Below are 12,968 nucleotides of genomic sequence, written 5' to 3' on the forward strand. Positions count from 1 at the left end.
TAAGTGCGTATTAAAAGCCCATTATTATGGGCTTTTTTTGTCTGGATCGAATTTGTGAGCAACCATGTCAGAACGATTTTTTGCAAAGCTGAACAAGGCAACTTCCGGGCCTTTGGTCATGGGGATATTAAACGTCACGCCGGATTCGTTTTCGGATGGCGGTCGTTTCGTGCGCCCAGAAACCCTGCGATCACGGGTGTTTGAAATGTTGGAAGCGGGCGCGGATGTGATCGATGTTGGCGGTGAGTCAACCAGGCCGGGTGCACAGCCGGTTTCGATTGAGCTGGAGCTGGATCGGGTGATGCCGGTGGTGGAGTGGTTGCGTCGTGAGACCGATGCGCTCATTTCTGTGGACACCAGCAAGCCCATGGTGATGAAAGAAGCCATTCAGCACGATGTGGACATGATTAATGATATTCATGCTTTGCAGGCAAGCGGGGCGCTGGATGCGGTGGCTCAGTCAGACGTTGCCGTTTGTCTGATGCATCATCCGGGGGGGTTAGAGGCCATGCATCAGTGCTCGGGCTACCCGCAGGGAGTGGTGAAGGCCGTGCAATCGTTTTTAATGGAGCGGGTTCGTGTGTGTGAGGCGCATGGTGTGTCGTCTGACAGGGTTGTGTTGGACCCGGGCTTCGGCTTTGGCAAAACGCACGAGGAGAACGTTGAGTTGTTCAAAGCGCTCAATACACTCACCGATCAACCCTATCCCATTTTAGCTGGCGTATCACGCAAGCGAATGATTGGTGCCTTGACCGGGGTGGATTCACCGGATGAGCGCGTTCTCGGGAGTGCGGTCGCCGCTTCTCTGGCTATGATGAAAGGGGCTCGTATTGTGCGTGTGCACGATGTGGCGGAGACTGTTCAGGCGTTAAATCTGACCAGGGCTTTAGGCTGATGCCAGCACGTGGGTAAAAGTGCATCGATAGGTCGCTAAATTTGGGACAGGACATTAATTTGGAAAAGAAATATTTCGGAACCGATGGCATTCGTGCCAAGGTAGGAGAAGGTTTGATACGCCCGGATCAGATTTTGAAGCTGGGTTGGGCGTTGGGCCGAGTGCTGCAACAAACCGACGACAGTGAGCGTCACAGCGTCATGATCGGTAAAGACACGCGCGTGTCAGGGTACATGTTTGAGTCAGCTCTGGAAGCGGGTCTGATCGCATCCGGGGTCGATGTGATGTTGTTGGGCCCCATGCCCACCCCAGCCATTGCTTACTTGACACAGACCTTTCATGCCAGTGCCGGAATTGTGATCAGCGCCTCCCATAATCCTCATCATGACAATGGCATTAAGTTTTTCAATGCGGACGGCCAGAAAATATCCGATGAAATGGAGCAGGCCATTGAAGACGCGTTTGATCAGCCATTGCAGATGGTGTCGTCGGATAAATTGGGGCGAGCACGCCGCATTGATGATGCGCCGGGTCGCTATATTGAGTTTTGTAAAAGCACCTACCGGGCTCCTCAAAAACTGGATGGTTTGAAGCTGGTTCTGGATTGTGCCAATGGTGCGACGTATCACATTGCCCCGAGTGTGTTTCGCGAGCTGGGAGCACAGGTGGTTTCCATCGGTGATCAGCCGGATGGTATTAATATTAACCAGGCCTGCGGGGCGACTGATCTGGCTGCCTTGCAGGCCGCTGTGTTGGAGAATAAAGCGGATATGGGGGTGGCTTTCGATGGCGATGGCGACCGGGTCATGATGGTGGACGGTGCTGGGCAAATTGTGGATGGGGATGAGTTGTTGTATATATTGGCCAGTTACTCAGAGGCTGAGGTGCCGGGCGTTGTGGGAACAGTGATGAGTAATTTGGGGCTTGAGCGGGCGTTAAAAGATCGTGGGATTGATTTTTTCCGTGCTCGCGTTGGGGACCGCTATGTGATGCAGGCGTTAACAGAAAAAGGCTGGCTTTTTGGAGCAGAGGGTTCCGGTCATGTTTTGTGTTTGAATCGAATTGGCACGGGCGATGGCATTGTTGCCGCGCTGCAGGTGCTGGGGATCTTGGTGCAAAGAGAGCAGCCTTTGGCTCGGCTCAAAGCGGGCATGAAAAAATACCCGCAACTGCTTGAAAACATACGTTTGAAAGAAAGGAGCCCTTCACAAGCCCGTCTGGATGCGAATGAACCATTGCAGGCAATGATGCGTAGTGTGCAGGAAGTGTTTGGCGAACGTGGCCGTATCTTGATTCGTCCATCCGGTACCGAGCCGCTGATTCGAGTGATGGTCGAGGGTGAGGAGATTGATTTGATCCAGCCCCAGTTAAAAAGGCTGGTTGAGGTGGTTCAAACTGAATTCGGTTGACATTGTCAAGATTGTAATTTGAAAAATTAGTCGCTAATATAGCGTGAATTTTGCGTTGGAGACGATTGGAATGAGACAAAAGTTTGTAGCAGGTAACTGGAAGATGCATGGTTCTAAGGCCAGTGTTGACGCACTGATGGCCGGGTTGATCAAGCAGGCTGATCAGGCAGGTGCTGCGAAAATCGCTGTCTGTCCACCGTCTTTGTATATTGATCAGGTGGCAACGGCGTTAAAGGCGGCTGGCTGTGACCGGATTGAAGTCGGCGCGCAGAACATGACGACTGAAGCGGATGCAGGGGCCTTTACAGGCGAAGTGTCAGCCAGAATGTTGAAAGACATGGGGTGCTCTTATGTGATCCTTGGTCATTCAGAGCGCCGCTCAATGTTTGGTGAAATCAGCCAGTTGGTCGCCGAAAAGGTGAAGACTGCGCTTGAAAACGACTTGACACCAATTTTGTGTATTGGTGAAACGCTGGCTGAACGTGAAGCCGGTAAGCTGGAAGCGGTCATTGCGGAGCAGGTTGAAGCCGTGGTTTCCGTGGTTGGCATTGAAGCCTTTGCTAAGGTGGTGATTGCTTATGAGCCGGTTTGGGCGATTGGCACGGGTAAGACTGCCTCGGCAGAACAGGCTCAGGAAGCGCATGCTTATGTGCGAGGCTTGCTTGCCAAATCCAGCCCGGACGTGGCTGAGAAAGTGGTGATTCAGTATGGTGGCAGCATGAAGCCTGGCAATGCCGAAGAGTTAATGGCGCAGCCAGATATCGACGGTGGTTTGATTGGTGGCGCCTCCCTGAACGCAGACGATTTTATGGCCATTTGCCGGGCCGCTGGAGCGTAAGCATGTTTAATATTGTGTTGGCGATACATTTGTTTATCGCATTTATTTTGATTGTTTTGGTTCTGCTTCAGCACGGAAAAGGCGCTGATGCAGGGGCTAATTTTGGTGGTGGGTCTTCTCAGTCCGTTTTTGGCGGTGGAGGATCTAATAACTTTCTCTTGAAAGTGACCTCGGTGGTTGCGGTGATCTTTTTCATTACCAGTCTGAGTCTGGCCTACATGGGGGCGCAGCAAGCAAAAGGCTCAGGCAGTGTGATTGAAAAAACCAGCCAGCAGACAACGGAAGAGGCCCAAAAAACCGACGAGCCTGTGGTTCCCAACTGATTAACAGGCTTTCTAGATTTGCCGATGTGGTGGAATTGGTAGACACGCTATCTTGAGGGGGTAGTGGCGTAAGCCGTGCCGGTTCGAGTCCGGCCATCGGCACCATATTTTCCAATGCTTGTCATTGGACCATTCAGCTGAAGACTCAGCAGACGCTGAAGTTGGACTTGTTTCCAGCTGGCGATTAAATGAGGTTTTGACCGATGCTTGAAAATTATCTACCCATTTTGGTGTTTGTCGTTCTGGGTGTGCTTTTTGGCGTAGGGCCGATTGTCATGGGTTACCTTTTGGGGCCCAGTCACCCTGATTCTGAGAAGCAATCCCCTTATGAGTGTGGGTTTGAAGCATTTGAAGACTCTCGAATGAAGTTCGATGTCCGCTTCTATTTGGTCGCGATTTTATTCATTATCTTTGATTTGGAAATTGCTTTTTTGTTTCCCTGGGCCATCGCACTTGAAGAGATTGGCACCTTTGGTTTGTTAGCCATGGCAGCCTTTCTGAGCTTGCTGGTCGTAGGCTTTATTTATGAATGGAAAAAGGGGGCGCTGGAGTGGGAGTAGAAGGCGTATTGAAAGAAGGGGTGGTGACCACCTCGGCTGACAAGCTGATCAACTGGGCCCGAACCGGTTCTCTATGGCCAATGACCTTTGGTTTGGCCTGTTGTGCGGTTGAAATGATGCACGCGGGTGCGTCGCGTTACGATTTGGATCGTTTCGGGATTATCTTTCGACCCAGTCCTCGCCAATCTGACGTGATGATCGTTGCGGGCACGCTTGTCAATAAAATGGCCCCAGCCTTGCGCAAGGTCTATGATCAGATGGCCGAACCCCGTTGGGTGATTTCCATGGGATCCTGTGCCAATGGCGGGGGGTATTACCATTATTCCTATTCCGTGGTACGTGGTTGCGATCGCATTGTGCCGGTCGATATTTATGTCCCCGGTTGTCCTCCGACGGCTGAAGCCCTTCTGTATGGCATTGTTCAGCTTCAAAATAAAATTAAGCGCACCAACACCATTGCGCGCTAAGGCGCATAAGGAATTGTCTTATGAAGCAGTCTGTTCTGGATCTTCAAACCCAACTGCAACAACTTTTTCCCGAGTGGATTTCGTCGGTCAGTATTCAGTTTGATGAGCTGACGCTTGAAGTGGAAGCTGGCGTGGCACATGACCTGATGCTTGGTTTGAAGAACCAGGCTGGTTTTGATCAGCTGATTGACCTGTGCGGTGTGGACTACCTTTCTTACGGTCAGGCAAACTGGGAAACGACGGCGGTCACTCAAACGGGTTTCAGTCGCGGTGTGTTCGATTTTGAAGAACCTGAGGATGACACAGATCAAAACATGCTTCGCCGCTTTGCCGTGGTTTATCATTTGTTGTCGGTGGCGCACAATCGCCGCGTTCGTGTCAAAGTCTATGCAGATGACGCCAGTGCGCCAACCGTCGACTCAGTGATGGATGTCTGGCACTGCGCAGATTGGTTTGAGCGAGAGGCATTTGATTTGTACGGCATCGTGTTTGCCGGACATCCGGATTTACGTCGTATCCTGACCGACTATGGCTTCGTTGGCCATCCGTTGCGTAAGGACTTTCCTCTTACTGGTCACGTTGAAATGCGCTATGACCCGGAGAAGGCTCGGGTTGTGTACCAACCTGTCACCATCGAAAACCGTATCAATGTGCCACGTGTCATTCGTCACGAAACAGCCCAAAAACAAAGTGGGTAACCCTATGTCAGAGATTCGAAATTACACACTTAACTTCGGCCCGCAGCACCCCTCGGCGCATGGCGTTTTACGATTGGTTCTGGAACTGGACGGTGAAACCATTGTTCGTTCTGACCCGCATATTGGTTTGTTGCATCGTGGCACCGAAAAGCTGGCGGAGTACAAGCCCTACAATCAATCGATCGGTTACATGGATCGATTGGATTACGTTTCCATGATGGCCAACGAGCACGCCTATGTCATGGCAATCGAAAAAATGCTAGATCTGGAAGTGCCAGAACGGGCTCAGTATATTCGGGTGATGTTTGATGAGATCACACGAATTCTCAACCACTTGATGTGGCTGGGTGCGCATGCGCTCGACATCGGTGCCATGACCGTTTTTCTTTATGCGTTTCGAGAGCGCGAAGACCTGATGGACTGTTATGAAGCAGTCTCTGGCGCACGAATGCATGCAACTTACTACCGCCCGGGTGGTGTTTACCGTGATTTACCTGACAGCATGGCTAAATATGAAGAGTCGCCATGGCGTCAAGGTAAAAAACTGGATGAATTGAATGAAACGCGTGAAGGGTCATTGCTTGACTTTATCGAGGCGTTTACAGAGCGCTTCCCTGGTCTGGTCGATGAGTATGAGACTCTGTTAACTGACAATCGTATTTGGAAGCAGCGCACGGTTGACATCGGTATTGTATCGCCTGAACGCGCACTTCAGCTTGGCTTTACTGGTCCAATGTTGCGTGGCTCTGGTATTGCCTGGGATTTAAGAAAGAAACAGCCTTATGAAGTGTATGATCGCATGGACTTCGATGTGCCAGTTGGCAAAACCGGTGACTGCTATGATCGCTATCTGGTCCGTGTTGCCGAAATGCGTGAATCCAACAAGATCATTAAACAATGTGTGGAATGGTTGAAACAGAATCCGGGGCCGGTCATCTCCGACAACCATAAGGTCACGCCGCCCAGTCGTGAACTGGCAAAAACCAGTATGGAAGCTTTGATCCACCACTTTAAGCACTTTACGGAAGGTTTCTGTGTGCCAGAAGGGGAAGCTTATTCGGCGGTTGAGCACCCCAAAGGCGAATTTGGCATCTACATGGTTTCCGATGGTGCGAATAAACCGTATCGACTGAAAATTCGTGCACCGGGTTATACCCACTTGGCCTCTTTGGATGAAATGGCCAAAGGGCATATGATTGCTGACGTGGTCGCAATCATTGGGACCCAAGACATTGTATTCGGGGAGATTGATCGATGAGTACTGCCAATCAGGGAATGATTCAAGGCGACGTGAAGGCACGCATCGACCGATGGGTGGCACGCTACCCTGAAAACGAAGCTCAATCCGCTGTGATGGCAGCGTTGCGCATCGTACAGGAGGAAAATGGTGGCCATTTAACCACAGAGTTGATGGATGAAGTGGCCGACTATTTAAACATGACGCCGATTGCTGTCTACGAGGTGGCCACGTTTTATTCGATGTATGAGCACGAGCCAGTCGGTCGCCACAAACTGTGTGTGTGCACGAACATATCTTGCATGCTGCGTGGCAGTGACGAATTGTTGGATTACATGAAACAAAAGCTTGATGTGGAGGTTGGTCAGGTTACGCCGGATGGCAAGTTCTCAATCAAGACCGTTGAATGTCTTGGCGCCTGTGGTGGTGCTCCAATGATGATGGTTGGAAAAGAATACTACGAAGACCTGGACGAAAAACGCGTCGATGAAATCCTGGATGGTTTGGAGTAAGTCATGTTACCTTTGAATGAATGCTGTTATCGCCTCAATCATCTGGATACCCCTTGGGATATTGAGACCTACATTGAAAACGGCGGGTATCAAATCTGGAAACAGGTTTTAGCAGGAGAGCTCTCGCCTCAAGAAATCATTGATGAAATCAAAACCTCCAATATTCGAGGTCGCGGCGGGGCTGGTTTCCCAACCGGCTTGAAGTGGAGCTTTATGAATCGGGCCGCGCCTGGTCCCAAATACATTCTGTGTAATTCGGATGAGGGCGAACCGGGTACCTTCAAGGACCGCGATATCATGCGTTATAACCCTCATCAGCTGGTTGAGGGGATGATGATTGCCGGTTATACCATCGGCGCGACAGCCGGTTATAACTATATTCGGGGTGAATTTTGGGAGCCGTATCAGCGTTTCCACAATGCGATCGAACAGGCACGCGAAGCAGGGTTGCTCGGCGAAAACATTTTGGGCTCTGGTTATGATTTTGAGTTGCATGCTCATCTGGGGGCTGGAGCCTATATTTGTGGTGAAGAAACCGCATTGATTGAGTCGTTGGAAGGCAAAAAAGGCCAGCCGCGGTTTAAACCACCGTTTCCTGCCAGTTATGGCGCCTGGGGTAAACCGACGACGGTCAACAATACCGAGACGCTGGCATCGATTCCGGTCATCTTAGCTAAAGGCGGCGAATGGTTCCGTGATCTGGGTGTTGAAAATGCCGGTGGTACCAAGTGTTACGCGGTTTCAGGCCATATTGAAAAGCCCGGTAATTTTGAAGTGCGGATGGGAACCCCTTTTAAGGATCTGCTTGATGCGGCTGGCGGCATCTGGAAAGGTCGTGAGTTGAAAGCCGTTGTGCCGGGTGGTGCATCAACCGCCGTACTGCCCGCAGACAAAGCCATGGAGATGAACATGGATTATGACTCGATTGCAAAAGCCGGGTCGTTTCTGGGCGCGGGCTCTGTCATCATCATGGATGACCATACTGATATGGTTAAAGCTTGTGAGCGCTTATCTTGGTTCTACCATGAAGAGTCGTGCGGACAGTGTACCCCTTGTCGTGAAGGCACAGGCTGGATGTACCGAGTCATCCATCGTATCCGCAAGGGGAAAGGGCGACCTGAAGACATCGAATTGCTGCGCAATGTGGGTGGCAAAATCATGGGGAAAGTGATCTGTGGCCTAGGCGACGCTGCCGCCACACCTGTGAGCAGTTTTCTGGAGCACTTTGAGCACGAATTCAGACATTACATCGATCACGGTTGCAGTATTTTTGACCGTCAATAAGCCGGACGTTTCGGGCATTGAATTAGGTAGTAGTTATGGTAAAGATTGAGATTAATGGACAAGTGGTTGAGGCGGAAGAAGGCTCAATGCTGATCGATGTGGCTGATCAGGCCAGCATCGCCATTCCGCGTTTTTGTTACCACAAGAAACTCTCCATCGCCGCGAATTGCCGCATGTGCCTGGTTGAGGTAGAAGGGGCTCCCAAAGCACTGCCTGCTTGTGCAACGCCAGTGACAGATGGCATGAAAGTATTGACCCAGTCGCCAAAAGCGAAAGGCGCTCAAAAGAACGTCATGGAATTTCTGTTGATCAACCATCCGCTGGATTGTCCGATTTGTGACCAGGGCGGCGAGTGTGAACTTCAAGACGTCGCGCTTGAATACGGGGACGATGTTTCACACTTCAATGAAGGCAAGCGCGTGGTGGCTGATAAGGACATTGGTTCTTTGATCCAAACCGACATGACGCGCTGCATTCACTGTACGCGATGTGTGCGTTTTGGTCAGGAAGTCGCTGGCATGATGGAAATGGGGGCGACCGGTCGAAGTGAATGGATGGAAATTGGCACTTACATCGAGAAATCTGTCAGCTCTGAAATGTCGGGCAATATGATCGATTTGTGTCCCGTTGGCGCCTTGACCTCGAAGCCTTTCCGTTATTCCGCACGCCCTTGGGAGCTTAAGTCTCACCCAACCATTGCGCCGCACGACAGTATTGGCTCCAATATTGTACTTCATGCCAAAGGCAATCAAGCCAAGCGAGTGGTTCCGGCAGAAAATGAGTCAATCAATGAGGTTTGGATCTCTGATCGTGATCGCTACTCATACGAAGCCATTCACAGTGAAGACCGCCTGAAAACGCCGATGATCAAAAATAAAGGTCAGTGGCAGAGTGTCGATTGGGAAACAGCGCTGGCATATGTGGCGGACAAGTTAAAAGCCTATGCCAGCACAACACCGGACCAGGTTGGATTTTTGGCTGCGCCGAATGCGACACTGGAAGAGTTGCACCTTTTGAAAAAAATTGCGAATGGGCTGGGCGTTGACAACCTGGATCACCGTCTTCGCCAGAATGACTTTCGTTTGGATGCCGATTCCACGACAGACAGTGAAAAAGCCATTCAACCTTATCTGAACCTTCGTTTTGATCAGCTGGAGCAACAGGAAGTGGTGATTCAGGTAGGGACCTGGCTACGAAAAGAAATTCCATTGCTGAACCACCGTGTGCGCAAAGCACAGCTTAATGGCGCGAAAGTATGGGCGATTAACCCAGAAACATTTGATTTTAACTACGACATCCAGCAAGTGGTGGACGCCCAGTGGTTGATGCGTTTAGCTGCATTGACCAAAGCGGTTGCAGAAATCACCGGACACCAGGCAGACTTGCCCGCCTGGATTCAAAACGCAGCCGTTGATGATGACATTCAAAAGCTGGCTAAACAGCTCACAGAGGCTAAGGTTGCCTCGATTTTGCTGGGCCAGATTGCTCAGACCGATGGTTGCTACACAGAGATTGTGCAATTGTGTGCGTTGCTCGAACGTTGGACGCAGGCAACACTCAGCATTGTTCCCATGTCAGCGAATACCGTGGGGGCCCAGCAAGTTGGCTTCCAACCCTCGCGTGGTCATAATGCGGCACAGATGCTGACTGCTCGAACGCGCATGTATGTGAACGTTGGGATCGAACCGGAAAAAGATATGGCAGACGGGCAATTGGCTCTCAATGCCATGCGCCAAGCCGAGTGTGTGGTCAACCTGACAGCCTTTGATTCTGAAACGCAGCGTGATTATGCCGATGTGTTATTGCCAATCGGCACGTTTGCCGAAACAGCGGGAAGCTTTGTCAATGCCATGGGGCAGCTTCAGACCTTTAAGATGGCTATTGAACCGGTGCACGAAGCGAAACCCGCCTGGAAAGTGTTTAGAGTGCTGGGCAATCTGCTTGAGCTAGACGGCTTTGATCAGACCAATGCGTCACAAGTCCGTGATGAAATTGAATTAAAACCCCTTGATCCGGATTTCAGCGCGGTGACTCCTTCAGAAGCGCCTGAGCAGTCATCCATTACGGTCACCGAACCGGTCAATATTTATGCCGTGGATGCGATGGTTCGACGATCGCCATCGCTTCAGGCAACGCCGGATGCCCAAATGGCCTAAGATTCGGGCAAACGGTTATTAAGCAGAGGAATTAATTATGTTCGATTCGTTACAGGCCTGGCTATCAACGTTCTTGTTTGATTGGCTGGCGGTTGTGATTACATTACTCATTCAGGCTGTGGTCGTCATTCTGCCCGTGATGTTGGCAGTGGCCTGGCTGACGTTTGCTGAGCGCAAAGTTATCGGTTACATGCAGTTAAGAATGGGGCCCAATCGGGTAGGGCCGAAAGGTTGGTTACAACCGATTGCAGACGCCCTAAAGTTGATGTTCAAAGAGATTGTCCGTCCCACCGAATCCAACTTCTATTTGTTTGTTGTGGCGCCGATATTGACCATTGCACCGGCCGTAGCGGCTTGGGCGGTGATCCCATTCGATGAAAACGGTGTGGTCGTTGCAGACATTAACGCGGGGGTGTTGTATGTCCTGGCTGTCACCTCAATCATTGTTTATGGTGTCATTATTTCCGGCTGGGCATCCAACTCTAAATATGCTTTTTTGGGCGCGATGCGCGCCTCAGCCCAGAAAATTTCCTATGAAATTGCAATGGGGTTTGCCCTGGTGACGGTACTGATGGTTGCTGGCAGCATGAATTTGACAGAAATCGTTGAAGGCCAGAAAGGCAGTTTGCTTCATTGGTATTGGTTGCCGCTGCTCCCCATGTTTGCGGTCTATTTCATTTCAGGCCTGGCAGAAACGAACCGGGCACCGTTCGATGTGGCGGAAGGCGAGTCGGAAATTGTCGCCGGTTTCCATGTTGAATACTCCGGTATGGCTTTCGCGGTGTTTTTCCTGGCGGAATACGCCATGATGATTTTGATTTCGTTCATGACCGCGGTGATGTTTCTTGGTGGTTGGTTATCACCGTTTGAAGGCATCCCGGGACTGGAACCGATGTTTGCCTGGGTGCCTGGTTTTATTTGGTTGTTTGCGAAAGTGGCAGTATTGCTGTTCCTTTTCCTGTGGTTCCGCGCCACCTTCCCTCGTTATCGTTATGATCAGATCATGCGGTTGGGCTGGAAGGTTCTGATACCGGTCACGATTGTCTGGGTGTTTGCTGTTGGGGTGATGGAATATGCCCAGCTTGGACTATGGTTTGATTAAGTGAGGTTGAGCATGATTGCATTTTTAAAACATCAGGTTAAGACGTTTGGCTTCACAGAACTTTTTAAGGGCTTGGCCGTCACGGGTAAATACCTGTTCAAATCAAAAATTACCGTCCGTTATCCGGAAGAAAAAACGCCGCTGTCGCCACGTTTTCGAGGAAAGCATGCCCTGCGCCGCTACGAAAACGGTGAAGAGCGTTGCATTGCCTGCAAGCTCTGTGAAGTCGTCTGTCCGGCCAACGCCATCACCATTGAATCGGAAGAGCGTGCTGACGGCACCCGTCGTACCACACAATATGACATTGACATGTTTAAGTGCATTTACTGTGGCTTCTGTGAAGAAGCCTGCCCAGTGGATGCCATCGTTGAAACGCGGGTGTTTGAGTACGAATTTCACGAACGCGGCACGCACATCATGACCAAAGAAGATCTTCTGGCCTTTGGTGATGAGCATGAAGAACAAATCGCTGCGGACCGCGCAGCGGATGCAAAATATCGCTGATCCCCGCCTTGTTGGCGTAATCAAAGCAAAAGTAGGTTATCCATGACGTTTTTACAGTTTATTTTTTACTTACTGGCGGCCATCGCAGTGATTGCTGGCTTGAAAATGATCAGTGTCAAAAACCCGGTTCAGGCTGCCTTGTGGCTGGTTCTGGCTTTCATTTCCACCGCTGGTATTTGGCTGATTGCACAAGCTGAATTTCTGGGGCTGGCATTGATTCTCGTCTACGTTGGCGCAGTCATGGTGCTGTTCCTTTTCGTTGTGATGATGCTCGACATCAATGTGGCGCAGTTCAAGGAAGGGTTTACCCGTTATTTGCCCCTGGGTGTTCTGACGGCTGCGGCGATCTTTGCCCTGATGTATCTGGTGTTGGGCCCCCAGCGTTTTGGCCTTGAACAGGTCACGCCGCCGAAATCCCTGGCAGAGGCAGAAAGCAACACGCTTGCTCTGGCCATTCCACTGTATACCGAGCATGTCTATGCCTTCATTTTGGCTGCTGTTCTGCTTTTGGTGGGGATCGTTGCGGCCATTACCTTGACCTTGCGTCGTCGTCCGAATACCGAAGTGCTGTATCAGGACATTGATCAACAAATTAAAACCCGTGCGGAAGATCGTTTTGAAATGGTCAAAATGCCGCCCACGGTTGAGCAACCCTTGCCTGAAAAGGAGAAAGAAGAATGATCGCATTATCGGATTACCTAATCTTTGGGGCCATCCTTTTTATGATCAGCATGGCGGGGATTTTCCTCAACCGGAAAAACGTCATTGTTCTTTTGATGTCGATCGAGCTGTTGCTCCTGGCCGTGAACACCAACCTGATTGCCTTTTCACACTATTTGGGTGATGTGACGGGACAGATTTTTGTCTTCTTTATTTTGACCGTGGCAGCGGCCGAGGCGGCCGTGGGTCTGGCGATCATCGTACTGGTGTTTCGTAATCGCAAGACCATCAATGTTGATGATCTGAGCACGATTAAAGGGTAA

General features: G+C 50.7%; 15 protein-coding genes and 1 tRNA gene. All 16 read left to right on the plus strand.

All coding sequences use genetic code 11. The annotated features are described in order from the left end of the window. The first annotated feature begins 64 nt into the window (after positions 1 to 64). On the plus strand, positions 65 to 895 hold the full coding sequence (gene folP, locus AVO41_RS05045; protein ID WP_068583699.1) for a dihydropteroate synthase: 831 nt from the start codon (positions 65 to 67) through the stop codon (positions 893 to 895). A 53-nt stretch (positions 896 to 948) separates the two neighbouring features. After that, positions 949 to 2,304, plus strand: coding sequence for a phosphoglucosamine mutase (gene glmM, locus AVO41_RS05050; protein WP_153003505.1), 1,356 nt, complete (start codon positions 949 to 951; stop codon positions 2,302 to 2,304). Between the two features lie 70 nt (positions 2,305 to 2,374). Then, positions 2,375 to 3,142 carry a triose-phosphate isomerase gene (gene tpiA / locus AVO41_RS05055; protein ID WP_068583705.1) on the plus strand — a complete coding sequence of 256 codons (768 nt, stop codon included), beginning with the start codon at positions 2,375 to 2,377 and terminating at the stop codon, positions 3,140 to 3,142. After that, entirely contained in the window at positions 3,121 to 3,465 is a 345-nt protein-coding gene (gene secG / locus AVO41_RS05060; protein ID WP_235584677.1) for a preprotein translocase subunit SecG, read from the plus strand. The genes tpiA and secG overlap by 22 nt, the downstream gene beginning before the upstream one ends. Positions 3,466 to 3,485: 20 nt before the next feature. Continuing rightward, positions 3,486 to 3,570 (plus strand) — tRNA-Leu (locus AVO41_RS05065). A 98-nt stretch (positions 3,571 to 3,668) separates the two neighbouring features. Next, positions 3,669 to 4,025: an NADH-quinone oxidoreductase subunit A gene (locus AVO41_RS05070; protein WP_068583711.1), complete on the plus strand. Its 357-nt coding sequence runs from the start codon at positions 3,669 to 3,671 to the stop codon at positions 4,023 to 4,025. Continuing rightward, the gene (locus tag AVO41_RS05075; RefSeq protein ID WP_019896019.1) at positions 4,016 to 4,492 is read left to right on the plus strand and encodes an NADH-quinone oxidoreductase subunit B family protein; all 477 of its coding nucleotides are present in this window, start codon (positions 4,016 to 4,018) and stop codon (positions 4,490 to 4,492) included. The genes AVO41_RS05070 and AVO41_RS05075 overlap by 10 nt, the downstream gene beginning before the upstream one ends. Before the next feature lie 20 nt (positions 4,493 to 4,512). After that, complete coding sequence (locus AVO41_RS05080; protein ID WP_068583714.1) at positions 4,513 to 5,190, plus strand: NADH-quinone oxidoreductase subunit C; 678 nt, start codon at positions 4,513 to 4,515, stop codon at positions 5,188 to 5,190. A 4-nt stretch (positions 5,191 to 5,194) separates the two neighbouring features. Continuing rightward, positions 5,195 to 6,448, plus strand: a complete 1,254-nt coding sequence (locus AVO41_RS05085) for an NADH-quinone oxidoreductase subunit D (protein WP_068583717.1) — start codon at positions 5,195 to 5,197, stop codon at positions 6,446 to 6,448. After that, positions 6,445 to 6,939, plus strand: coding sequence for an NADH-quinone oxidoreductase subunit NuoE (gene nuoE, locus AVO41_RS05090; protein WP_068583721.1), 495 nt, complete (start codon positions 6,445 to 6,447; stop codon positions 6,937 to 6,939). The genes AVO41_RS05085 and nuoE overlap by 4 nt, the downstream gene beginning before the upstream one ends. Before the next feature lie 3 nt (positions 6,940 to 6,942). Beyond that, complete coding sequence (nuoF, locus tag AVO41_RS05095) at positions 6,943 to 8,223, plus strand: NADH-quinone oxidoreductase subunit NuoF (RefSeq protein WP_068583724.1); 1,281 nt, start codon at positions 6,943 to 6,945, stop codon at positions 8,221 to 8,223. A gap of 35 nt (positions 8,224 to 8,258) precedes the next feature. After that, the gene (gene nuoG / locus AVO41_RS05100; RefSeq protein WP_068583727.1) at positions 8,259 to 10,379 is read left to right on the plus strand and encodes an NADH-quinone oxidoreductase subunit NuoG; all 2,121 of its coding nucleotides are present in this window, start codon (positions 8,259 to 8,261) and stop codon (positions 10,377 to 10,379) included. Between the two features lie 37 nt (positions 10,380 to 10,416). After that, positions 10,417 to 11,481, plus strand: a complete 1,065-nt coding sequence (gene nuoH / locus AVO41_RS05105; RefSeq protein ID WP_068583730.1) for an NADH-quinone oxidoreductase subunit NuoH — start codon at positions 10,417 to 10,419, stop codon at positions 11,479 to 11,481. A 12-nt stretch (positions 11,482 to 11,493) separates the two neighbouring features. Then, the gene (gene nuoI / locus AVO41_RS05110; protein ID WP_068583733.1) at positions 11,494 to 11,985 is read left to right on the plus strand and encodes an NADH-quinone oxidoreductase subunit NuoI; all 492 of its coding nucleotides are present in this window, start codon (positions 11,494 to 11,496) and stop codon (positions 11,983 to 11,985) included. A 42-nt stretch (positions 11,986 to 12,027) separates the two neighbouring features. Next, positions 12,028 to 12,666 (plus strand): NADH-quinone oxidoreductase subunit J, encoded by a 639-nt coding sequence (locus tag AVO41_RS05115; RefSeq protein WP_068583735.1) that lies wholly within the window; start codon positions 12,028 to 12,030, stop codon positions 12,664 to 12,666. Continuing rightward, a complete protein-coding gene (nuoK, locus tag AVO41_RS05120; RefSeq protein WP_068583738.1) occupies positions 12,663 to 12,968 on the plus strand; it encodes an NADH-quinone oxidoreductase subunit NuoK in 306 nt (101 codons plus the stop codon). Before AVO41_RS05115 ends, nuoK begins: the two co-directional genes overlap by 4 nt.

Source organism: Thiomicrospira sp. WB1 (assembly GCF_001507535.1).
Classification (GTDB): Bacteria; Pseudomonadota; Gammaproteobacteria; order Thiomicrospirales; family Thiomicrospiraceae; genus Hydrogenovibrio.